This is a genomic window from Stenotrophomonas sp. CCNWLW57 (genome assembly GCF_037203925.1).
Lineage (GTDB): Bacteria > Pseudomonadota > Gammaproteobacteria > Xanthomonadales > Xanthomonadaceae > Stenotrophomonas > Stenotrophomonas rhizophila_A.
This window is the reverse complement of the sequence record NZ_JBBCBJ010000005.1, coordinates 375,146-396,841: the sequence shown is the minus strand read 5'-3', so window position 1 is coordinate 396,841 and position 21,696 is coordinate 375,146. Positions and strand designations below refer to the sequence as shown.

The 21,696-nt window shown below is 66.5% G+C and carries 20 protein-coding genes; 9 read left to right on the top strand and 11 right to left on the bottom strand.

Annotated elements, in window-relative coordinates:
* Positions 1 to 20 precede the first annotated feature (20 nt).
* From V9K91_RS14530 to V9K91_RS14515, 4 genes are all read right to left on the bottom strand, one after another.
* Complete coding sequence (locus V9K91_RS14530; RefSeq protein ID WP_068851830.1) at positions 21 to 521, bottom strand: CS1 type fimbrial major subunit; 501 nt, start codon at positions 519 to 521, stop codon at positions 21 to 23.
* A gap of 69 nt (positions 522 to 590) precedes the next feature.
* Positions 591 to 1,352, bottom strand: coding sequence for a CS1 fimbrial subunit B flags: Precursor (locus V9K91_RS14525; RefSeq protein ID WP_217977580.1), 762 nt, complete (start codon positions 1,350 to 1,352; stop codon positions 591 to 593).
* Between the two features lie 336 nt (positions 1,353 to 1,688).
* Complete coding sequence (locus V9K91_RS14520) at positions 1,689 to 3,134, bottom strand: amidohydrolase family protein (protein WP_095364299.1); 1,446 nt, start codon at positions 3,132 to 3,134, stop codon at positions 1,689 to 1,691.
* Positions 3,135 to 3,234: 100 nt separating this feature from the next.
* A complete protein-coding gene (locus tag V9K91_RS14515; protein ID WP_210132488.1) occupies positions 3,235 to 3,840 on the bottom strand; it encodes a glutathione S-transferase family protein in 606 nt (201 codons plus the stop codon).
* Positions 3,841 to 3,962: 122 nt separating this feature from the next.
* On the opposite strand from V9K91_RS14515, the gene V9K91_RS14510 reads away from it, so the two are divergent.
* The 4 genes from V9K91_RS14510 (at position 3,963) to V9K91_RS14495 (ending at position 9,004) form a co-directional block, all read left to right on the top strand.
* A complete protein-coding gene (locus V9K91_RS14510) occupies positions 3,963 to 4,940 on the top strand; it encodes a transcriptional regulator (RefSeq protein ID WP_093536765.1) in 978 nt (325 codons plus the stop codon).
* 50 nt (positions 4,941 to 4,990) lie between these two features.
* Positions 4,991 to 5,872 carry a LysR substrate-binding domain-containing protein gene (locus V9K91_RS14505; RefSeq protein ID WP_306988756.1) on the top strand — a complete coding sequence of 294 codons (882 nt, stop codon included), beginning with the start codon at positions 4,991 to 4,993 and terminating at the stop codon, positions 5,870 to 5,872.
* Between the two features lie 130 nt (positions 5,873 to 6,002).
* Complete coding sequence (locus V9K91_RS14500) at positions 6,003 to 6,653, top strand: response regulator transcription factor (protein WP_306988758.1); 651 nt, start codon at positions 6,003 to 6,005, stop codon at positions 6,651 to 6,653.
* On the top strand, positions 6,650 to 9,004 hold the full coding sequence (locus V9K91_RS14495) for an ATP-binding protein (protein ID WP_336443444.1): 2,355 nt from the start codon (positions 6,650 to 6,652) through the stop codon (positions 9,002 to 9,004). The genes V9K91_RS14500 and V9K91_RS14495 overlap by 4 nt, the downstream gene beginning before the upstream one ends.
* On the opposite strand, the gene V9K91_RS14490 is transcribed toward V9K91_RS14495, so the two are convergent.
* The 6 genes from V9K91_RS14490 to V9K91_RS14465 form a co-directional block, all read right to left on the bottom strand.
* Positions 8,949 to 9,221 (bottom strand): hypothetical protein, encoded by a 273-nt coding sequence (locus tag V9K91_RS14490; protein ID WP_068851817.1) that lies wholly within the window; start codon positions 9,219 to 9,221, stop codon positions 8,949 to 8,951. The genes V9K91_RS14495 and V9K91_RS14490 overlap by 56 nt on opposite strands.
* A 78-nt stretch (positions 9,222 to 9,299) precedes the next feature.
* Positions 9,300 to 9,704, bottom strand: coding sequence for a fluoride efflux transporter CrcB (gene crcB / locus V9K91_RS14485; RefSeq protein WP_249834260.1), 405 nt, complete (start codon positions 9,702 to 9,704; stop codon positions 9,300 to 9,302).
* Positions 9,704 to 11,005 carry a replication-associated recombination protein A gene (locus V9K91_RS14480; RefSeq protein WP_249834259.1) on the bottom strand — a complete coding sequence of 434 codons (1,302 nt, stop codon included), beginning with the start codon at positions 11,003 to 11,005 and terminating at the stop codon, positions 9,704 to 9,706. The genes crcB and V9K91_RS14480 overlap by 1 nt, the downstream gene beginning before the upstream one ends.
* A 110-nt stretch (positions 11,006 to 11,115) precedes the next feature.
* On the bottom strand, positions 11,116 to 11,754 hold the full coding sequence (gene lolA, locus V9K91_RS14475) for an outer membrane lipoprotein chaperone LolA (RefSeq protein ID WP_336443443.1): 639 nt from the start codon (positions 11,752 to 11,754) through the stop codon (positions 11,116 to 11,118).
* 64 nt (positions 11,755 to 11,818) lie between these two features.
* On the bottom strand, positions 11,819 to 13,783 hold the full coding sequence (locus V9K91_RS14470) for a DUF3857 domain-containing protein (protein ID WP_336443442.1): 1,965 nt from the start codon (positions 13,781 to 13,783) through the stop codon (positions 11,819 to 11,821).
* A gap of 13 nt (positions 13,784 to 13,796) precedes the next feature.
* The gene (locus V9K91_RS14465; RefSeq protein ID WP_068851802.1) at positions 13,797 to 16,163 is read right to left on the bottom strand and encodes a DNA translocase FtsK; all 2,367 of its coding nucleotides are present in this window, start codon (positions 16,161 to 16,163) and stop codon (positions 13,797 to 13,799) included.
* 197 nt (positions 16,164 to 16,360) lie between these two features.
* Between V9K91_RS14465 and trxB the strand changes: the two genes are divergently transcribed.
* Together trxB and V9K91_RS14455 are read left to right on the top strand one after the other, a co-directional pair.
* Positions 16,361 to 17,332 carry a thioredoxin-disulfide reductase gene (gene trxB, locus V9K91_RS14460; protein ID WP_068851800.1) on the top strand — a complete coding sequence of 324 codons (972 nt, stop codon included), beginning with the start codon at positions 16,361 to 16,363 and terminating at the stop codon, positions 17,330 to 17,332.
* Positions 17,333 to 17,493: 161 nt separating this feature from the next.
* A complete protein-coding gene (locus tag V9K91_RS14455) occupies positions 17,494 to 17,652 on the top strand; it encodes a hypothetical protein (RefSeq protein WP_237334238.1) in 159 nt (52 codons plus the stop codon).
* Between the two features lie 66 nt (positions 17,653 to 17,718).
* Here V9K91_RS14455 and V9K91_RS14450 read toward each other — a convergent pair whose 3' ends face one another.
* Positions 17,719 to 19,260: an N-acetylmuramoyl-L-alanine amidase gene (locus tag V9K91_RS14450; protein ID WP_249834256.1), complete on the bottom strand. Its 1,542-nt coding sequence runs from the start codon at positions 19,258 to 19,260 to the stop codon at positions 17,719 to 17,721.
* Between the two features lie 197 nt (positions 19,261 to 19,457).
* On the opposite strand from V9K91_RS14450, the gene V9K91_RS14445 reads away from it, so the two are divergent.
* The 3 genes from V9K91_RS14445 (at position 19,458) to infA (ending at position 21,637) form a co-directional block, all read left to right on the top strand.
* Complete coding sequence (locus tag V9K91_RS14445; RefSeq protein ID WP_095364308.1) at positions 19,458 to 20,588, top strand: GNAT family N-acetyltransferase; 1,131 nt, start codon at positions 19,458 to 19,460, stop codon at positions 20,586 to 20,588.
* Positions 20,585 to 21,319, top strand: coding sequence for a leucyl/phenylalanyl-tRNA--protein transferase (gene aat / locus V9K91_RS14440; RefSeq protein WP_095364309.1), 735 nt, complete (start codon positions 20,585 to 20,587; stop codon positions 21,317 to 21,319). The genes V9K91_RS14445 and aat overlap by 4 nt, the downstream gene beginning before the upstream one ends.
* Before the next feature lie 99 nt (positions 21,320 to 21,418).
* A complete protein-coding gene (gene infA / locus V9K91_RS14435; protein ID WP_005409596.1) occupies positions 21,419 to 21,637 on the top strand; it encodes a translation initiation factor IF-1 in 219 nt (72 codons plus the stop codon).
* Positions 21,638 to 21,696: the final 59 nt, after the last annotated feature.

The following is a 21,696-nucleotide window of genomic DNA, read 5'->3' as shown; positions in this document are numbered from 1 at the left end:
AAACATGCGCAGCTGCGCGATTACGGGGTGCCGCTCTCGAACATCATGAAAACGTTGCCCTGGTAGGTGCCCTGCACGTAGCTCTCGCCGGTGGGCGCAGCGGCGGTGATGGCAACCGCAGCGCGCTTGCTCGCGGCGGCTTCGGTCGGGGTGGCCACTTCAACCGCGTTGGCGGCACCGACCTGCAGGTCCTGGCCGGCGACGGCCACGGTCAGGTCGATGGCGTTGCCGGCGCTGGTCAGCATGGCTTCGGTGGTCAGGTAGGCGTTGATGGCGCCCAGGCCGCTCTTCATGTCGACCTGCTGCAGGATCGGATCCAGGCGCTGCGTCGCGATGTTCCAGCGCATGTTCTGGGTCTGGCCAGCCCAGTCGCCGACCGGCGAGATCTGCAGGCCGGTGGCGGACGGGACCGTGGCTTCAACCGTCACCTGGATGGGGAACTGCTCGGTGGCGGCCATGGCGGCAGCCGGGGTCAGGATCAGGGCAGCCGCAGCGGCCAGGACGGTGGTCTTGAGGTTCATTTTTCCTGCATCTCCAACGGAAAGGTGTCGCCTGGAGTCCGGCGACGGGACGGCGGTTCCGGGCGGAACCTAGCGGGTGAGCAGGACGTCCTTGCGGCTGTCCCCCTCAACGATCTGGAAGCGGTGCAGATGCCCGGTACTGCGAGCGAAGCGTTCGGTGCGCCCGGGCAGCAGGTGCACCTTGCGCGACGGGGAGCACTTGGCCGCCTTGTCCTGCGCACTGCACTGGCGGATGTCGTCGAGCACCACCGTGGTATTGCCGGCATTGCGCAGCTGCACGTGGTTGTCGTGCGTTTCGGTCTGCACGTCGTAGCGGGCCTGGTCGGGATGCACGATCACGAACACGCCATAGCCGGTCAGCACGTTGACGCCGGCCGAGAGCTCGTTGCGGTAGTCATCACGCTGCGCGTCGGTCAGCGCGAATTCGTCTTCGGACTGTGGCAGCACCGGCACGAAGCGCACGCGGTAGTAGCGTTCGGTGCTGCGATCCCCCTGCACCAGCAGGCGCGTGGCCTGTTGGCCCTGTGCCGGTACGATCAACCGCGACGGGCTGGCAATCAGTCCGGCGGCGGCAGCGGTGCCGGAGGTATCCACCGGGATCTCCTGATGGGTGCCATCCCCGGCGTAGCGCACTTCGCTGATCTGCACACGGACGAACGCCGTGGCATCGCCGGTATTGCGCACGCGCTTCAGCAGCGCCCCCTTGCCCGGCTCGGCATATTCGTACATCGCCCCCACATGGATGCTGGGTGCGGCCGCCTGCGCCGGATGAGGTGATGCCGTCATCGCCATGGCCATTGCTACCGCCAGCGCGGTGATCAGACGCTTCATCGAAGGGACTCCTGTTGTTGATGGGTCGATCACGAAAGCCGGTTGTCATAACCGTCTCGAATCGAGGGCGAAGCATAGGCAGCCGCCTCCTGTCGCCCTATGCAACTCGTTGCAAGACACCCTGAAATAAATTGCAACCGCGATTGGAATGACCAACAGATGCGTGCGAATGCATCGCCGCGTTGAATGGGAGCAGCTTAAAGTTCTGCTACGCCGCGCCACATTCAATATTCCTCAATGCGCTACTGCAATTTGTTGTAGCGGCGTCCAAACGAAAACGCCCCGCTGATGAGCGGGGCGTTTGCTGCTTCTCTTGACTTTGCTGCGCGCAGATCGTTACTGGGCAGCGTCCTGCCACTTGGCGACCTTGGCACGTGTCTGCGCCAGCAACGCATCCAGCGCCTTGCGGTCATACACGTGGCCACGCAGCACCACGGTGTTGATCGCGCGCGTGGCCTGGATATCCTGCAGCGGGTTGGCATCCAGCAGCACCAGGTCGGCGGCCTTACCTTCGGCGATGCCGCCGTAGCGGTCCAGCGTACCGAACCACGACGGACCCGCACGGGTTGCCGACGACAGCGCCTGCGCGGGAGTCAGGCCTTCCTTGACGAACAGGGCCAGCTCGTCATGCAGGCCGATACCGGGATAGTTGAAGGAATTGAGGAACCCCGCATCGGTACCGGCCATGACGGTCACGCCGGCCTGCTGCAGCATCGGCAGCACTTCCGCCACCTGGTGGTACTGCTGGTGGCGCTCGGCGATCTGCTCTGGACCCGCTTTGGCAGCACGTTCCACCCGCCACTGGTAAGTCGCCTGCAGCTTCGGGCCAATGTAGGCCAGGTAGGGATCGTTGGCGTGGTCATCCTGGTCCAGGAAGTCGAGGATGCGGCCGCCGTTGAGCGTGGGCGTGACATACACGCCCTTCGCCGCAAAGCCACGGTAGGCGGCCATGGCGGTCTCACGATCAAAGCCGGCATCAAGCCGCCGATTGGCCTCGGCACGATCAATGCGCTTGGCGGCGAAATCGGCGGCAATGGCGGCCTCGTCCTTGACCCCGGCCTTGTAGGCGTAGTCCAGGTGCTCGATCGAGCTGATGCCTGCGTCCACTGCCTGCTGCACGGTCAGCGCCATCGGGATGTGCCCGGACGCACGCAGGCCATTGGCGCGGGCGCCACGCACTGCAGCCAGGAACAGGGGCGGGGTCAGGGTGCTGTCGGTGATCTTGACGAAGTCGACCCGGTCGCGCTTGAGCTGGGCCAGCGCGGCATCGAGGTCGGCCTGGCTGCCGACCTCCAGCGTTCCTTTCCAGACCGGCTTGATGCCTTCGATCTTGGCGCCCGAACTGAACAGCTGCGGGCCTTCCAGGCTGCCGTCGGCAATCTGGCCACGCCACTGCAGCACCTGCGTGGGCAGGTCGCCAGAACAATCGCGGATGGTGGTGATGCCATGGGCGATGTACAGCGGCAGCAGCGCCTTGTTCTCTTCGACCAGCTCCGGTCCGCCGCCGAAATGCACATGCATGTCCCACAGGCCGGGGATCAGGAAGCGGCCCTTGCCATCGATGCGCTGCGGCGCTTTCCAGGCCTTGGCAATGCTGCGGTCGTCACCCACGGCGACGATGTCATTGCCGCGTACCACCACCGCCTGGTCGGCATGGGTGGTGGCCTGCTCGACATCCACCACGGTGGCATGCCGGATGATCAGGTCGGCCTGTTCGGCGGCGAGGACGCAGGGCGCCAGTGCAAGCAGCACCGGGAAGGCAGACAGCACAATGGGTTTCATGGCAACGTGGCAAAAAGGAGTACCTCCGCACCATACGGCGCGAAGGCATCCATTCACCAGTTAAATTTTGTCATGACGCGCATTACGGAATCGAATGCGCTCAGACCTCGCCCTGCATGGCCGGACGCGCCTGCACCTGCGCCAACCAGGCCGCCACGGCGGGATACGTGTCCACGCCGGCACCGACGTAGGTGCCATAGCCGACCACCTGCGCCACCACCAGGTCCACCAGCGAGTAATCGCCGCCCAGCATCCAGGGCTGTGAACCCAGCCGATCTTCCAGCAATCCCAGCAGCTCGGCGGCGCCCTGCCCTGCGGCGGCGGCCTGCGTACTGTCGCGCAACGGGCCTTCGCGGGTGGCCAGCATCAGCCGGTTGATCATCGCCGCGTAGGTCACATAGGCCCAGGCGCACCACGACAACGCCTGCAGCCGCTCCGGGGTGTCGGCCGCCGGCCACAGCCCGCGCGCCACGCCGAAGCGGTCACCCAGCCACAGATGGATGGCCAGGCCTTCGAAGATCGGCGTGCCATCCACCACCAGGCACGGCACCTTGCCGTTGGGGTTGATCGCCAGGTACTCCGGGGTGCGCTGCTCGCCGTTCCGGATGTCGATCCGCACCCGGTCATGGGCGACCCCCAGTTCGGCGAGCGCGCAGGCGACGGGGGTGGCACTGGACATGGGATGCCAATAGAAGACGACGGACATGTGGAACTCCTTGTGGGTTGTCGGTGTGGAAAGGTGCGCCGCCAGGGGGCCTTGCACCGTGGCCACAGGCTAGCCACCATTGCGGACAGATCCTGTCCTCGACAGGCGCGATGCTGCCGCCCATGCTGACCACCTCCGCTCGACTGCTGCGCCTGCTCTCGCTGCTGCAATCCCGGCCGCATTGGCCGGGCAACACACTGGCCGCGGATATCGGCGTGCATCCGCGCACGCTGCGCCGCGACATCGACCGCCTGCGCGAACTGGGCTACCCGATCCAGGCCAGCAGTGGCGTGGCCGGCGGCTATGCGTTCCGCGCCGGGCGCGCATTGCCGCCGCTGCTGCTCGACGATGAAGAAGCATTGGCCGCTGCGCTGGCCCTGCGCACTGCAGTGACCGGCACCATCAGCGGCATCGAGCAGACCGCGATTACCGCACTGGTCAAACTGGAACAGGTAATGCCGGCCCGGCTGCGACGCCGGCTGGATGCATTACGTACCGCGATCCTGCCGATCGACCAGGCCGGGCCCATGGTCGATGCCGGGCTGCTGGCCACCTTGGCCGGCGCCTGCCGCGACCAGCTGCAGCTTCGCTTCGACTATGCCGACCGCCAGGGACAGCCCAGCCAGCGGCTGGTGGAACCGCAGGGCGTGGTGCATGCCGAACGGCGCTGGTACCTGGTGGCTTGGGACACGCTGCGCGTGGACTGGCGCACCTTCCGCATCGACCGCATGACCAGTGCGGCAGAGGTGGGCGCGCACTTCCGCCCGCGCCCGTCGCCCGCCAATGGCGACCTGCGCGCGTTCGTGAGCCAGTCGCTGTCGCTGGGACCCTACGGGGACGAAGCGCGGGTGATCCTGCACGCCCCCATCGACATCGTGCGCGAACGCATACCGGCCTCGGCGGGCATGCTCGAAGCGGTGGATGCACAGCGCTGCCTGCTGCGGTGTGGCGCGCACCCGCAGGGCGCGGTGGTGTACTGGCTGCTCGCGCTGGAGCTCGAATTCGAGGTGCTGGGCCCGCCTGCGCTGCACGCGATGATGCAGGCCGCTGGCGCTCGCGTGGCGCGCAGCCTTGCACGCAGCGGGGCCGCCGCTGGCTAGGCACCCGCGTGCATGCTAGAACAGGCACCATTCGCTTTTTGGATACCGCCATGCCGCCCAGTGCACAATCGAATCGCGCCCTGTTCGAACTGGACCTGCTGCGGGCGATGGTGATGGTGGCCGACTGCGGCAGCTTCACCACCGCCGCCACGCGCCTGCATTCCACCCAGTCCACCATCAGCCAGAAGATCCGGCGGCTGGAGCAGTTGGCCGGGCACCCGCTGCTGGTGCGCGGCAACCGCGATGTGCACCCCACCGATGCCGGGCAGACGCTGCTCGGCATCGCGCGCCAGATGCTGGCCCTGAACGACCAGATGGGCGAAGCACTGGCCGGCGCCACGGTGGCGGTGACCGTCCGGCTGGGCGTGCCCGAAGACTTTGTCAGCCCCCGCACCACCGCCCTGCTGGGCCGCTTCACCCGCCGCCACCGGCAGGTGAAGCTGGAAGTCACCAGCGGCCTCAGCCGCGACCTCGCCAACGCCTACGACCACGGCGAGCTGGACCTGGTGCTGGTCAAACAGCGCCGCAACAGCCGCCAGGGCGTGGCCTGCTGGCATGAGCCGATGCGCTGGGTGGACAGTGCACGCAGCCCCTGCATCGGCATGGACCCGATTCCGCTGGTGACGTTTCCGCCGCGCGGGCTGTATCGCGATGAGTTGATCGCTGCCGTGGAAAGCATGGGCCGGCGCTGGCGGATCGGCTTCACCAGCTCCAGCCTCAGTGGCATCCAGGGCGCGGTGGCCGACGGCATGGGCATCAGCCTGCTGCCAGCGCGTGCCATGACCCGCGAACACCGCGCGCTCACCGCGCGCCAAGGCCTGCCGCCCATGGACGGCATCGAAATCGCGATGCTGCACCGTGACAACGCCGATCCGCTGGTGCTGGATCTGGCGTCGCAGTTCGCGCGACTGCTCGATCGCGAAAAACGGTGACGCGGATGCGCGCAGAGAGTGACGCACCTCTCGTACCGAGCATAGGAATAGTCCTAATCTGACATCAGACTATCTCCGCTGCGCGTTGAAGCGGTAAGAATGGCGCAAACCCCACGATTGCGTGCCTCCTTTGTCTCGACGCCATCCAGGCCCCGCATATGGACCGCTGCTGCCGTCCGTACTCAACATCGCCCTGCTGGATGACCACGATGTGGTCCGGCATGGCAGTTATGTACACCTGTCCACCGACCCGCGGTTCCATGTGGTCGGCAACCACGCCCACACCAGCTCCCTGATCAGCACCTTGCAACACCACCTGGTGGACGTGGCGGTGGTGGACTACACCCTGGGCGAAGGCGACCTGCAGGGCATGGAGCTGCTGCGCATGCTTCGACGCCGGTTCCCGCGCGTGCGGGTGTTGATGTTCTCGGCCAACGTACATCACGTGATGATCTCCAACACCATGGCCGCCGGCGCCGCGGGCGTGGTCTCCAAGGGCGAGACACTGGAAGCGCTGGCGCGCGCGGTCACCCGCGTGGCGGCCGGGCACACCCATGTGCCGGTCAACTACCGCGACGAACATGCCGAACACCGGTTGTCGCAGAGCGAGCGCGAAGTGCTGCAGCTGTGCCTGAGCGGCATGACCGTGACCGACATTGCCTTGCAGCGCAACCGCAGCATCAAGACCATCAGCACCCAGAAGCACGCGGCGTTCCGCAAACTCGGCCTGCGCACCGACCGCGACCTGTTCACCCTCCGCCACCAGCTGGCGGTGTGGTGAGCGGCAACTGGACCTGGGCCGGCGCCTTGACCGGGGTGCTGGTCGGCCTGCTGCTGCCTGTCACCCCGGGCAGCAGTGCCGAACCGCGGCTGGTCCGGGTGGCTGCCGACCCCTCCCAGCATGGGCTGCTGGCCAATGACAACCGCGCGGCGCGCGACACCAACCTGATCACCGGCTATGCGCAGCTGGTCGCCGAACAGGCCGGACTGGAATTCCGCGAGCAGCCGGTGGAATCGGCCACCGCCGCGCTGCAGGCAATCTGCGACGGGCGCGCCGATCTGATGCTGCTGCTGGGGCCGCTGGACAACGCGCCGTGCACGGCGTTGGCCGCATCACCGGCGTATTACCGCGGCCAGACCCTGATGGCCAGCCGCCACGCCCAGGCGCACCCGCCGGAATTCGCACACCTGCGCCGGGTGGCGGTGGTGCGCGGCACCCGCCTGGCCGAATGGCTGGGTGCCTACCACCCCCACCTGCAGGTGGTGGACCTGCCCAGCCTGCGTGAAGCGCTGTCCGCCGTGGAAGCCGGCGTGGTGGACGCGGCACTGGACCTGGATGTGGCAATGCGCCCCGTGGTGCGCCGCGAATTCGGCAACAGCCTGCTGCTGCATGGCGGGCCTTCCACCTTGCCAGGCAGTCTGCACCTGGTGGTGCGCCACCGCGATCGCGCCCTGCTCGATCAGATCCATCAGGCGATGCGCTCGATCAGCCCGCAGGAACACGCGATGCTGATGCAGCGCTGGACCAAAGCCACGTACCTGAGCGGGCCGTCGCTGCAGGTGATGTCGCAGCACTTTCGCTGGGAACTGCTGGCCGGCGCGCTGATCCTGCTGGCCCTGCTCACCGCCGGGGTGTGGATGCGCGTGGCACAGCAGTCGGCGCGGCGCAGCGAACGCCAGCAGGCGCGCTTCATCGCCGTGATGAGCCACGAAGTGCGCAACGCCGCGCAGGCACTGGTCACCTCGGTGGATCTGCTGCACCAGTCGGGCCTGGACCAGGGCCAGCGGCAGCTGGTGAACGCCGCACGCAATGCGGGGGCCGGCCTGCGTCATCTGCTCGGCCACGCGCTGGACTATTCACGCCTGGCCACCGGCGAGTACCACCCCACCCCCGGCTGGCAGGACGTGCGCCAGCTGGCGCGTGACTGCCTGGCGGTGGCCCGCCCTGCGGCCGAGGCCAAAGGCCTGGCCATCACCCTGCTGCAGGACACCGACCCGCTGCCCCGGATGTGGCTGGACGGTGACGCGCTGCGCCAGGTGCTCAGCAACCTGCTGGGCAACGCGGTGAAGTTCACCGACCTGGGGCACGTGGACGTGACCCTGTCGCTGCACCTGGACCAGGACAGCGCACACCTGGGGCTGTCGGTTCGCGATACCGGCATCGGCATCCCGGCCGCGCTGCACGACACCGTGTTCAAGCCTTTCGCGCAGGCGCACGACAGTCATTCGCGGCAGATGGGCGGTGCCGGGCTCGGCCTCTCCATCTGCCAGGATCTGGTGCGGGGCATGGGAGGCACGGTGCAGCTGCGCAGCGCTCCCGGCGAGGGCAGCTGCTTCGAGGTGCGCTTGCCGGTGGTGATCGAAGCCACCGGCCCCTGCTCGGGGGAGCAGCCGCTGGCCGGGCGTACCCTGTTGCTGGTTGAAGACCACGCATTGAATCGCACGGTGGTCTGTCGGCAGCTGGAGACGCTGGGCGCCTCGGTGAGCAGCTGCGCCGACGGCGCCAGTGCACTGCACTGCCAGGCCGCCGAACCCTGCGGCATCGTGCTGCTCGATTGCGTGCTCGACGACATGAGCGGTTACGAGCTGGCCGTGCAACTGCGACAACTGGAGCGCCGCCACGGGCGTACGCCGGCCGTACTGGTGGCAGTGTCTGCCAATGATTCGGCCGCGCACGTGGAACGCTGCCTCGCCTGCGGCATGGACGCGGTGCTGTGCAAGCCGCTGGATATCGGCCAGCTGCTCCGGGCATTGCAGGTGGAGACGCAGGGGAACACAGAGCGGCTGGCAAGCCCGACCAGCAGCGCAACCGACCCCATCTGGACCGAGATCCTGCAATCGCTGCAGGAAGAGCAGATGGCGCTGCATGACGCCCTGCGCGACCGGGCCGCAACCGCCCTGCGGAACCACGCGCATCGGCTGGCCGGCGTGCTGCAGATGCTGGGGCAACCGGATCTGGCCGCGATTGCCGGCGACCTGCACGAACTGGACCTGGACGAAGCCGGCGACTGGCTGGACGCCCAGCGGCTGCTGGGTTACCTGCGCCCAGCCCTCGCCGGCCTGGCAGGCGGGACGATCATTTCAGCTGCAGGGGATAGCGCTGCCACAGCACGTGCACCAGGAACCCGGTGAGCTCGGCATCCTTTGCGCTGATCGCCGCACGGATCTTGTCCAGCAGCACCATGTCGCTGCAGGTGCGCACATCGGCGTGGTCGGCCTGCCCGGCACGGCGGGCCCGGTAGCGGGCCGCACGCTGCGCATCGGTCATGGCGTAGCCGAACGTGGGCGGACGGCCGCGCTTGCGCGGCAGCATCAGCTCCAGGGTGCCGGGGTCTTCTTCATCACGCATGACGGACGGGGAACGCAAACGGGGCGCGAACAATATCGTGAGATGTAACGGAAATCCAGCAGAAATACGCGGAATCGATCACCGCGCGAGCGTGGACTCCGCCAACCGCGCGCCCAACCACACCAGCGCAAATCCCGCCACCAGACTGATGCCCAGATACGTCGGCATCACCCAGCCGCGTCCGTTGCGGACCAGCAGCACTGCCTCCAGCATCATCGACGAGAACGTGGTCAGCCCGCCGATGATGCCGACGATGGCGAACGCGCGCCAATACAACGCCGCGCTGCCGCGGGTCTGCAGCCAGACCACCACGTAGCCGACCGCGAACGCGCCCACCAGGTTCACCGTCAGCGTGCCCCAGGGGAAGCCGTTGCCGAACTGGCGCAGCATGGCGTCGCCGATGATGAAACGCAGCGCCGCGCCGAGCGCGCCGCCGGCCATCACCAGCCCCAACTGCTGCCACCACGTGCTGAAGCCCCCCATCAGTCGCTGCCCTTGCGCGCCCGCGCCTGCTCGCGCTCGGCACGCAGCCGGTCGAGCTTTTCCTTCAGCTTGATTTCCAGGCCGCGCGCCACCGGTTGGTAATACACCCGCTCGCCCATCGCATCCGGGAAGCCGGTCTGGTCCAGCGCGATGCCACCTTCGGCGTCATGGTCGTACTGGTAGGTCTTGCCGTAACCCAGTTCCTTCATCAGTTTGGTCGGCGCGTTGCGCAGGTGCAGCGGCACCTCCTGGGTGCCGGTCTCGCGCACTTCCTGCTTGGCCAGGTTGAAGGCGGCATAGCCGGCGTTGGATTTGGCGGTGCTGGCCAGGTACAGCACCAGCTGGGCGAAGGCCAGCTCGCCCTCCGGGCTGCCCAGCCGTTCGTAGATGTCCCAGGCTTCCAACGCCATCGACTGCGCGCGTGGGTCGGCCAGGCCGATGTCCTCGATCGCCATGCGGGTCAGGCGCCGGGCCAGGTAGGAGGGATCGCAGCCGCCATCGAGCATGCGCGTCAGCCAGTACAGCGCCGCATCCGGATTGGAGCTGCGCACCGACTTGTGCAGGGCCGAGATCTGGTCGTAGAACTGCTCGCCCCCCTTGTCGAAGCGGCGGGTGCGGTCGGCCAGCACCTGCACCAGCATCTCCGGACTGATCCGCCCGCCTTCACCGCCCGCCAGTTCCGCGGCGATCTCCAGCAGGGTCAGACCGCGCCGCACATCGCCGTCGGCGGCGGTCGCGATCTCCAGCAGCGCTTCGGGCGTGACCTGCAGCGCCTCGGCGCCGAGCCCGCGTTCCTTGTCCTGCAGCGCCCGCTCCAGCGCCTCGACGATGTCGGCCGGCGACACCGCTTCCAGCACGTGCACGCGGCAGCGCGACAGCAGCGCCGAATTGAGCTCGAACGAAGGATTTTCCGTGGTGGCACCGACGAACACGATGGTGCCGCGCTCGATATGCGGCAGGAACGCATCCTGCTGGGCCTTGTTGAAGCGGTGCACTTCGTCCACGAACAGCACGGTGCGGCGGCCTTCGGCGAAGCGCTGGGCCGCTTCGGCCAGCACCACCCGGACCTCGGGCAGGCCCGAAAGCACGGCGGAGATGGCACGGAATTCGGCGTCGGCGTAGTGCGCCAGCAGCAGGGACAACGTGGTCTTGCCGCAGCCTGGCGGCCCCCACAGGATCATCGAGTGCACATGCCCGGACTCGACCGCCCGGCGCAGCGCGCTACCCGGGGCGAGCAGGCGTTTCTGCCCCACCATCTCATCGAGGGTCTGCGGGCGCATGCGCTCGGCAAGCGGGCGCATGCTGTCCCGATCCACCGTCAGCAGATCGGGTTCATTGAATGTCGTTCGGTTTCTGGCCACGCCACTATTGTATGACCGAATGACGCAGCGCCGGGCCCTGCCCGGCTGCGTCAGTTGCCGATGACGTCGGTGCCCTTCGGCGGCGTGAACGTGAAGGTGGCTTTCGGGAACGCCGGGTTCCGCTTCCAGTCCTTGAACGAGATCACCGTGCGCTGGTTCACCGCATCGGTCACTTCCATGCGGGCCAGGCCCTGCGCGTTGAAGCCCAGCGCGGCGTACTGGAACGACGTTTCGGTTTCACGCTTCGGGGTCAGCGACAGCCACTGCAGGCCATCGCGCGGCGCGGCCTCTTCGCTGACGTCGTACTGCTTTTCCAGCAGCGCCGGGGTGATCAGCGCGATCAACGGGCTGTTCTGTTCCTCGGCGCCCTGCACCCGCTTGGTCGCCTGCTGCAGGTCCGGCTCGTACACCCACACATTCCTGCCGTCGGCAATGATCAGCTGCTCGTGCGGCACCTTGTACTCCCAGCGGAACTGGTTCGGCACCGACAACGCCACGCTGCCACTGGTGGTTTCCTTCACCTTGCCCTTGCTGTCGAACACCTTCTGCTCGAACTTGCCGTCCAGGCCTTTCAGGCCCTTGGTGAACGTGGTCAGCTCATCGCGGGCGCCGGCCCAGGCAGACACCGACCCGACACTGGCGCAGACCAGCGTGGCGGCGACAAGACAGCGGCGGAAAGTGCTCTGCATACGGGTATCCAATGAAGGTGGTAAGGATGGCCGGCAGTGTGCCGAGGTCATCCTGAATGGGGGGTCAGGGGACGGATTGCACCGTGCGCAGGTCGCCGTAGACCACCTGCCCGCGGAAGCCGCGCCGCACCTGCTGGTACAGCTCGCGGAACGCAGCATAGTCGCCCGGCTGGCACAGCGCATCCGCGCCGCGCACCGCGTTCTGGTGCAGGCGGTGGCGGGCGACGATGGCCTGCCCTTCGCGGCGCCACTCAAGCGCGTACTCCCCGGCCGCATTACGGAACTGCTGGTTGCGGGGCATCGCCACGATAGGCACCCCGGCCGGGAACTCCAGCCGGTAGGTTTCTTCGCGCAGGGTGTCGTTGCAGTAGAACGGGGTGGCGTTGTCCGGCGCTGAAGTGGTGGTGTAGATGTCACGGAACGACTCACCACCGGGCGGGTCCGGCAGCACCATGCCGCCGACTACGCCGAAATCGACGTAATCCCGGGCGTGGAAGTCGTAGCGGTAGTTGAACGGCCGGGTCAGGTCCTGCGGGTCGCCCAACAGGGTCAGCGTGCCGCTGCCATCGAAGCCGGACGAGGCCATGATCGATTCCTCCACCCGCGCCCGGTTCTGCGCGTTGAGGCGGGCGAACGCGCCGCGCATGCCGATCTCGCCCACTTCGCGCGGCTGCTGCACGGTCTGGCCCTGCAGGTTGCCGTCCGGGTCGAAGCGGAAGGTCACCTCGAAGCCGCTGCCGTTGCGCGCGGCATCGTTGGCCGGGGTGCGTGCCACCCTGGCCTGGCGCGTATGCAGCACCGGCGCACCGAGGTCGCCGTCGGGCAGCTGGCCAAAGCGCGCATAGGCGCTGGTGGAATCCAGGTACAGGTCGAACTCGGGGATGTAGGTGATGGCGTGGTTGAACCGCCCCAGCAGGGGAATGTCCGGCAGGGTCGGGCCGCCGCCAGCACCAATCAGCACCGGGGTGCTGTCGATGCCGCGCGCAGCCAGCAACGCTTCCAGGATCACCACATGGTCCTTGCAGTCGCCGTAGTGGTTGTCGAGGATGCTCTGCGCCGGGTTCGGCTCCAGCCCGCCGTTGCCCAGGTAGACCGCCACGTAGCGGATGTTCTGCGACACCCAGCGGTACAGCGCGGCGGCCTGTTCACGGCGGTCCACGATGCCGCGGGTGACCTCGTCGGCCAGCGCCTGGATCCCCGGGGTCACCCGTGCCGCCTCGCCACCCTTGAGCTGGTAGGCCTGCGCCACCTGCGCCCAGTCGCGGTAGGTGCTGGCCATGATGGTCGGGCTGAATTCCCACGGCGCTGCAGTCCATATCTGCACCGGCATCGGGTCCGGGCGGCGGTAGCGCCAGGCCCAGGTCGCCTGCCCGTTACGGATCACGGGTTTCTGGTTGCCCTGTACGCCCCGCTGCTGCACGTACATCGGCAGGGAGGCCGGCGCGCTCAGGGTGACCTGCGCATCGTCGTACTGCGAGAACCCGCTGAAGGTTTCCCACAGGCTGAAGTAGCCCGGGAAGTACGGCTGGGTCTGGGTGCGGCGGGTCTGGTAGACCACCCGGGTGCCCGGTGCCAGGTTGGGGAACACCACCACCCGCACCTTGCGGTCGGCGTACATGGCCGCCGCGGCGCTGGAATAGCTTTCCTGGGTGTAGATGCGGTCGGCCGGCACGTCACGGCGCTGGCCGTCGGCGGTCAGGGTGTAGGCCGACAGCACCTCCAGCGTTTCCATCTTCTCGCTGTAGCTCAGCCGCACCTGGCTGAACTGCTCCACCGCTGCCTTGGTCTTGAGCAGGATGTCGTAGGACTCGGTCTGCACGTTGCCGGCGTCAGCGCGCACCACGTAATCGGCGCGGTAGCTGACGAAGCTGAAGTTGTTGCTGGCCTGGGTATCGCTGGGGGCGGCCGGCGGGGCCGGTGCCGGTGCCATCGCAGGCGCCGGAACCGGGGCCGGGGCGACCGCCTGGGCCGACACCAGCAGGGGCGCCAACGCCAGCGCGCACGCGGTCATCCATGTCATGCGGATCATTGCGGTTCCGGCGTTACTTCGGCGGGGGCGGCGCAAGCACGCTGCGGTCGCCGTTGTGTTCGGGTGGGCTGACCACGCCGGCCATCTCCATGGCTTCGATCAGACGCGCGGCGCGGTTGTAGCCGATCTTCAGCCGGCGCTGCACACCGGAAATCGAGGCGCGGCGGGTTTCGGTCACGATCCGCACAGCTTCGTCGTACAGCGGATCCGATTCATCCCCTGCCGCCCCGCTGGACTCGGGCAGGCCACCGGCACCCACCACCACGCCATCGCCCATCATCTGCACTTCGTCCAGCACGCCGCTGATGTAGTCGGCCGGGCCGCTGGCCTTGAGGTGTTCGACCACGCGGTGCACTTCCTCGTCGGAAACGAACGCACCGTGCACACGGTCAGGCAATGCGGTGCCGGGCGGCAGGTACAGCATGTCGCCGTGGCCCAGCAGCGTTTCGGCGCCGGACTGGTCCAGGATGGTGCGCGAATCGATCTTGGAGCTGACCTGGAAGCCGATGCGGGTCGGGATGTTGGCCTTGATCAGGCCGGTGATCACATCCACCGACGGACGCTGGGTGGCCAGGATCAGGTGGATGCCGGCCGCACGCGCCTTCTGTGCCAGGCGCGCGATCAGCTCTTCGACCTTCTTGCCGACAATCATCATCATGTCGGCGAATTCGTCGATGAAGATGACGATGAACGGCAGCGTTTCCAGCGGGCGCGGGGCTTCGCCCAGCTCCGGGTTCGGCTTGAACAGCGGGTCCATCAACGGCTGCCCGGCGTCTTCGGCGTCCTTGACCTTCTTGTTGAAGCCGGCCAGGTTGCGCACGCCCACCGCGCTCATCAACTTGTAGCGCCGTTCCATTTCGGCCACGCACCAGCGCAGGCCGTTGGCGGCTTCCTTCATGTCGGTGACCACCGGCGCCAGCAGGTGCGGAATGCCCTGGTAGACACTCAGTTCGAGCATCTTCGGGTCGATCATCAACATCCGCAGGTCTTTGGGCGAGGCCTTGTACAGCAGGCTCAGCACCATGGCGTTGACCGCCACCGACTTGCCCGAGCCGGTGGTACCGGCCACCAGCAGGTGCGGCATGCGCGCCAGGTCGGCCACGGTCGGACGGCCGGCAATGTCCTTGCCCAAGGCCAGGGTCAGCGGGCTGGCCGACTTGTCGTACTCCTTGGAGCGCAGCAGTTCGGACAGGTAGATCATTTCGCGGGTGACGTTGGGGATCTCAAGACCCACCACCGACTTGCCCGGAATCACATCCACCACGCGCACCGACTTGACCGACAGGCCGCGGGCGATGTCCTTGTCCAGCGAGCTGATCTGGCTGACCTTGATGCCCGGTGCCGGCTCGATCTCGAAGCGGGTGATCACCGGGCCGGGATATGCGCCGACCACCTGCGCGTCGATGCGGAAGTCCTTGAGCTTGAACTCGATCTGGCGCGACAGCGTTTCCAGCGTCTCCTCGTCGTAACCCTTGGGCTGCGGCTTGGGATCATCCAGCAACGCCAGCGGCGGCAGGTCCGAGCCATCGCCATTGACGCCGCGGAACATCGGAATCTGGGTTTCGCGCTTGGCGCGGTCGCTCTTTTCCAGCACCGGCTCCGGACGCGGCTCGATCTTGACCGGCTCGCGCTTGGCGCGCACCTCGGCGTCCACCTTGCGCACTTCCTGGCGTTCCTCGCGCATGGCGCGGGTCTGCTGCCACTCGGTGGCCTGTTCCTTCTTCTTGCTGAGCAGCGGCGGCAGCGCCAGCACCGCGCGGCCGATCTTCTCCATCACCACGAACCACGAAATGCCGGTGGCCAGGGTGATCGAGGCCAGCAGCAGCACCAGCACGAACAGGTTCGCGCCGAGCGCGCCGAACCCGGCACTGAGCGAATTGCCCACCAGCCGGCCGAGGATGCCGCCGGCATGGCCCACATCGCCACTGAACAGCCGCAGGTGCAGGAAGCCGGTGCCGGCAATCAGGAAGCCAACCAGGCCGACCAGCCGCAGCGCCGGGTCCAGGTCGTGCTCGCCCTTGCTCTCACGCTTGAGCCCGAACATGGCGAACCACGCCAGCGCGCCCAGCACGATCGGCAGCAGGAACGCCATGTAACCGAACAGCTGCAGCAGCACGTCGGCCACCCAGGCGCCGACCCGGCCGCCCATGTTGTGGATGGGCGCCACCACGCTGCCGGTGTGCGACCAGCCCGGGTCGCTTGCCGAATAGGTGAACAGACTGGCGACCAGATACAGCAACGCCGGGGCGATCGCGATCAGGCCGAGGTCGCGCCACAGGCGCTGCCGACGGGGATTTTCGACCGGCGCCGCAGCCGCAGCACGGCGCGACGCCGCTTTGCCGTCGGGAGACTTGGATCGTTCCGGGACCTGTTTCGCCACCTTAGACCAGACCTTGGGAATGCACTGTTAGTGCTTGATAATAAACGACTGACGGCACGCCAACCACCACCGGCTGGGTTGCGCCGTTCCACCGCTCGCCTTGAATCGGGCGACCCCTGCCGCCACTCTATGACCTGTCTTGGACGCCGGGCAATCTTTCCCCAGCGCCCCGCCCCATCATCTCTTTGCGAGTCTACATGAGCAATTCCAAGCCTTCCCGCCACCAGAAGCTCGTCATCCTCGGTTCCGGCCCGGCCGGCTGGACGGCAGCGGTCTACGCCGCCCGCGCCAACCTGAACCCGGTGGTGATCACCGGCCTGCAGCAGGGCGGCCAGCTCATGACCACCACCGAAGTGGACAACTGGCCGGGCGACGCCCACGGCCTGATGGGCCCGGACCTGATGGCGCGCATGCAGGCCCACGCCGAGCGCTTCGAGACCGAAGTGATCTTCGACCACATCCACACCGCCGATGTGACCCAGCGCCCGTTCAAGCTGATCGGCGACAGCGCCGAGTACACCTGCGACGCGCTGATCATCGCCACCGGCGCCACCGCCAAGTACCTGGGCATTCCCACCGAAGAGGCCTTCAAGGGCCGCGGCGTGTCGGCCTGCGCCACCTGCGACGGCTTCTTCTACCGTGACCAGGACGTGGTCGTGGTCGGCGGCGGCAACACCGCCGTGGAAGAGGCGCTGTACCTGTCCAACATCGCCCGCAAGGTCTACCTGGTCCACCGCCGCGACACCCTGAAGGCGGAAAAGATCATGCAGGACAAGCTGTTCGCCAAGGTCGCCTCGGGCAAGATCGAAACCGTGTGGCACCACCAGGTGGACGAAGTGCTGGGTAACGAAGCCGGCGTCACCGGCGTGCGCGTGAAGTCCACCCTGGACGGCAGCACCCGCGACATCGACGCCCACGGCTTCTTCGTGGCCATCGGTCACCACCCCAACACCAGCCTGTTCGAAGGCCAGCTGACCATGAACAACGGTTACCTTGACATCCGCTCCGGCCTGGGCGGCAACGCCACCCAGACCTCGGTGGAAGGCGTGTTCGCCGCCGGCGACGTGGCCGACCAGCACTACCGCCAGGCCATCACCTCGGCCGGCTTCGGCTGCATGGCCGCGCTGGACGCGGAGCGCTACCTGGATGCCAAGGGCGAGCTGAGCTGATCAGCGGCACCTGAAGCACCCGAAGAAGGCCGGCGCCCAGCGCCGACCTTCTTCGTTTCTGGTCATACACAACTGTTTGCAATGCTCACCAGACGACCTTAAGGCTACGCTGTACAGGTGAAGCATCGGCGCATCGACAAGCACCTCGGAGCCAGACAACTGTGACAGAGAAGATCGATACACAAGCGTTCGACGTAGCAGATCATCTACGCACCCCCGAAGAAATGGCGGCCTATCTAGATGCCTGCATCCTTGAGAGTGACGGCGACCCTGCGTTCATCACCAAGGCGCTAGCGGACATTGCCCGCGCCCAAGACTGAGTCACACTTGTTCTGCGAAAGCCGGCGCACCTCGCCGACCTTCTGCATGTCAATGGAGCTGCTAAATCAACTGCTGCTCTCACATGTCATCCAGTGCTCGACGGGGCCGGAACTGACGCCGTCGGCATCGCGCATGACCGTGCTCCAGTTGACCATGCCGTAGCCGCTCCCTTCGCAGGACATCTGCACCTTGATGGGTGAGGCAGACGCCTCCGTAATCGTCTTCACTTCCGCCCTGCAGGCGCCCGGCTGGGTGCAGTAGACAGGCGTGAAGGTGAGGGTTACCGGGAACTGTGGATGGCCTTCGAAACGAACGCTGGTCTCTGCCGCCCCATTCGCAGGAACAGTAACGCGATCAATCTTTGACAGGGCCAGCGGCGTACAGTCCTTGCCATCACGGAACAGACGGTGGCCCTTCTCAACCCCCTTCATCGAAGCCGCACGGAACACCGGGTCCAATAGTGCCGCCGCATCTTCCGGATGCGTATGGAACGCCGTCTCGACGATGATGGAGGGCATGGTGGCCAGACGGTTTTCGCCCTTATCCTCGGAATGAGGCGCAGGCGCTACGACGAACGACTCGTAGCCGGGAGTACTTTGAATCAGTTCTTTCATTGCACATAGAACGCTCGCTCCCAGCGCTGCATCTGAGGGGCGCCCGGGCTGGACGATGACACGGGCACCCCTTGCCGTACCGTGATCATCTGCATTGCTGTGCAGGTGGATGGCGAATTCTGCACCCAGATGATTGGCAAGCAGTGGTCGAGTGTTGATGTCCTCTTTGTACTCGCGATCACTTGCAGCACTCCCTTCATGGGTATTCCATATCTCAGGATTGCCCGGGTACTGCGCCGCGACCGAATAGCGCGCAGCCATCCGCCACCACTCCTGCCCACTCTCCGGGTGAGTCCCCATCCCATCTTGGACGCGAGGCCGGATCACAGGCATCTGAGAGCGAAGTTCGATGACGCTTTTCAGCTCAGCGGCATAGGTGGGCGTCAGCATGCCCTCCATCACGCCGTTATGGGGGTCTCGTTGCGTCTTCCATGCTCGGTCCTTGTGGTCGAAGTAGTATCCATGCCCTGCCGCCACGAATGCCACGCCAGACCCCGCGACCTGCCCCGATCGCTCTCGTTCCTGCTTTTCACGGCGGATGCGCTCCCCGGCCTTTCGAGCCGCATCATCCTCCTGCTTGACCTCTGGAAAATAGTGGTAGACGTCGAATCCACCGTAAAGGTATTTGACCTGCGAAACATGCAGGAATCGATCGGTGACTGACAACAGCGCGTTGTTGATGATGCTGCGTTGATCTTCAAATGCAGGGCCGTAGTCCTGCGGGATGAACCCGCGATCCAGGTTCACGGTGATGACCTTTTGCGAAAGATCCACCGACGCACTGACATGCCTGCTTCTCGCCTGCCCCTCAAGCAGCTCTATACGCCCCACCAGATCGCTGGCTGCACGCGTGAGGAGCATATCCAGCTCCATATTGCTTTCTGGCGCCAAGACCTCAATTGCATGAAGCGGGGTCGGGGCGAAGCCGCAACACGCGCCGACGGCAAGCATTGAAGCGGAGAAGAGACGGTTGAGGCCACTGCACTTGATCACGACGAAGCTCCTGAGTCGACTGAGATTCGCGCCAACAGTTCGGCGCGACTTGAAATCTCCTCCCTTCAAGGCCACACGAACGCGCGCCAACGCACGCTTCCCGGCGTTTACTGAACGACTTTCTTATCGGTTACCTCAAGCCGATCAACGCCGCCTAAAACACCCCGTTTTCCATCGGCCTGCCCTATCCTTCAGCCATGCCCGATATACGCTTCCTTCATCGCCTCACCGACCTGCCCGCCGCCGACTGGGATGCGCTGCACGACGGCCGCAACCCGTTCGTCAGCTACGCGTTCCTGCAGGGGCTGGAGGAACACGGCTGCCTGCGTGCGGAATGGGGCTGGCGGCCACGCCACTTCACTCTGTGGGAGAGCGCCCAGCTGATCGGGGCGGTACCGGGTTACCTGAAGGACAACTCGCATGGCGAGTTCGTGTTCGATCACGCCTGGGCCAACGCCTATGCCCGCCACGGGCTGGCGTATTTCCCGAAGTGGCTGGGCGCAGTTCCGTATTCGCCGGTGAGCGGGCCGCGCCTGCTGGCGAAGGATGCGGAAACCGCTCGCACGCTGGTGGAGACCCTGCGCGCCGAAGTCGCCCGCATGGGCTGGTCGTCGGCGCACGTGAACTTCCACCTGGCTGAAGACGACGCCGCGTTCGGGCCGGACTGGCTGCTGCGCGAAGACATCCAGTTCCAGTGGCACAACCCGGGCGACTGGACCGACTTCAGCAGCTTCCTGGCCGCGATGGACCACAAGCACCGCAAGAACATCCGCCAGGAGCGCGCCAAGCTGGCCCGCACCGGGGTGAGCTACCGGATCGTGCACGGCGATGAAGCCACCGACGCCGACCTGCAGGCCATGCACGACTTCTACCTGCAGACCTTCAGTGAGTACGGCAATTCGCCGGCACTGACCCTGCCCTTCCTGCAGCACCTGGCCACGGCGATGCCGCGCCAGCTGGTGATCTTCCTGGCCATGCTGGAGGGCCAGCCGATCGCCGGCGCGCTGTGCCTGCGCGGTGGCGACACCCTGTACGGGCGCTACTGGGGCGGCGCCACCCTGCCCGGCCTGCACTTTGAAACCTGTTACTACCAGGGCATCGAATACTGCCTGCGCGAAGGGCTCGCCCGTTTCGAGCCCGGCGCGCAGGGTGAACACAAGCTGGCGCGCGGCTTCCTGCCGCACCCGGTGCGCAGCCGGCACTGGCTGGCCGAGCCCGCGTTCGCCGCCGCCCTTGCAGGCTGGTGCGCGCAGGAGCGCGAGGAAGTGCAGCGCTATGCGCAGCTGCTGGCCGAGCACACCCCCTTCAAAGCCATCGAGTCCGCATGAGCCGGCATCTGCCCTGGCGACTGGACGACCGGCCCGACGCCCCCTTCCCGCCAGCCGAGAGCGCGCTGCGCGATCCCGATGGCCTGCTGGCACTCGGCGGCGACCTCTCACCGGTGCGCCTGCTCAATGCCTACGCCGGCGGCATCTTTCCGTGGTTCTCGCAGGGCCAGCCGCTGCTGTGGTGGTCGCCGGACCCGCGCATGGTGTTCCGCACCGAGGGCGTCCACCTGTCCTCGCGCTTCCGCCGCAGCCTGCGCGCCAGCAGCTGGGTGCTGCGTGCCGATACCCGCTTCCGCGAGGTGATCGAGGCCTGCGCGGCCAGCCCGCGCCCGGGGCAGGACGGGACCTGGATTACCCGGGACATGATCGAGGCCTATGTGGCGCTGCATGCCCTCGGCTTCGCCCATTCGATCGAGGTGCTGGACGGCGACCGGCTGGTGGGCGGGATCTACGGGGTGGCCATCGGCCGGATGTTCTTCGGCGAAAGCATGTTTAGCGCGGCCAGCGGCGGCTCCAAGGTGGCGCTGGCCGGGTTGGCCCACCGGCTGTCGTCGTGGGGGTGGCCATTGATCGATGCACAGGTGGAAAACGACCACCTGCTGCGGATGGGCGCCGAGCATTGGCCGCGGGAGCGGTTCCTGGGGGTGGTGCGGGAGCAGGTGCAGGCCGCAGCGCCGCCCGGGGGGTGGACGGAGCGGTTTGGCGACGTTTCCGCCGCATCATTGGCCTGAGGCGGACGGTTAACGCAATCTTTGCATCCCGGGGGAGATGCGCGTAAAATGCCCGCTCTTAAGGCCAGCTCGGCCGTTTATAGAACTGCACAGGACTACATGTCGAAAGACGACTCCATCGAGTTCGAAGGCACCGTCAGCGAGACGCTGCCGAACACCACTTTCCGCGTTCGACTGGAAAATGGGCATGAAATCATCGCCCACATCTCCGGCCGCATGCGCAAGAACTACATCCGCATCCTGACGGGCGACCGTGTCAAGGTTGAAATGACGCCCTACGACCTGACCAAGGGTCGCATCACCTACCGCATGAAGTAAGCGGCAGGGCGGCTTCTCCGGAAGACGCGATCAAAGGCCGGCCCTGCGCTGGCCTTTTT

Coding starts and splice junctions, on each gene's coding strand:
- V9K91_RS14515 (WP_210132488.1), bottom strand. CDS start 3,840: ATGTCCGTCGTCTTCTATTGGCATCCCATGTCCAGTGCCACCCCCGTC.
- trxB (WP_068851800.1), top strand. CDS start 16,361: ATGAGCAATTCCAAGCCTTCCCGCCACCAGAAGCTCGTCATCCTCGGT.
- V9K91_RS14520 (WP_095364299.1), bottom strand. CDS start 3,134: ATGAAACCCATTGTGCTGTCTGCCTTCCCGGTGCTGCTTGCACTGGCG.
- V9K91_RS14470 (WP_336443442.1), bottom strand. CDS start 13,783: ATGATCCGCATGACATGGATGACCGCGTGCGCGCTGGCGTTGGCGCCC.
- V9K91_RS14490 (WP_068851817.1), bottom strand. CDS start 9,221: ATGCGTGATGAAGAAGACCCCGGCACCCTGGAGCTGATGCTGCCGCGC.
- crcB (WP_249834260.1), bottom strand. CDS start 9,704: ATGGGGGGCTTCAGCACGTGGTGGCAGCAGTTGGGGCTGGTGATGGCC.
- V9K91_RS14505 (WP_306988756.1), top strand. CDS start 4,991: ATGCCGCCCAGTGCACAATCGAATCGCGCCCTGTTCGAACTGGACCTG.
- V9K91_RS14530 (WP_068851830.1), bottom strand. CDS start 521: ATGAACCTCAAGACCACCGTCCTGGCCGCTGCGGCTGCCCTGATCCTG.
- infA (WP_005409596.1), top strand. CDS start 21,419: ATGTCGAAAGACGACTCCATCGAGTTCGAAGGCACCGTCAGCGAGACG.
- V9K91_RS14480 (WP_249834259.1), bottom strand. CDS start 11,005: ATGCGCCCGCTTGCCGAGCGCATGCGCCCGCAGACCCTCGATGAGATG.
- aat (WP_095364309.1), top strand. CDS start 20,585: ATGAGCCGGCATCTGCCCTGGCGACTGGACGACCGGCCCGACGCCCCC.
- V9K91_RS14445 (WP_095364308.1), top strand. CDS start 19,458: ATGCCCGATATACGCTTCCTTCATCGCCTCACCGACCTGCCCGCCGCC.
- V9K91_RS14525 (WP_217977580.1), bottom strand. CDS start 1,352: ATGAAGCGTCTGATCACCGCGCTGGCGGTAGCAATGGCCATGGCGATG.
- V9K91_RS14510 (WP_093536765.1), top strand. CDS start 3,963: ATGCTGACCACCTCCGCTCGACTGCTGCGCCTGCTCTCGCTGCTGCAA.
- lolA (WP_336443443.1), bottom strand. CDS start 11,754: ATGCAGAGCACTTTCCGCCGCTGTCTTGTCGCCGCCACGCTGGTCTGC.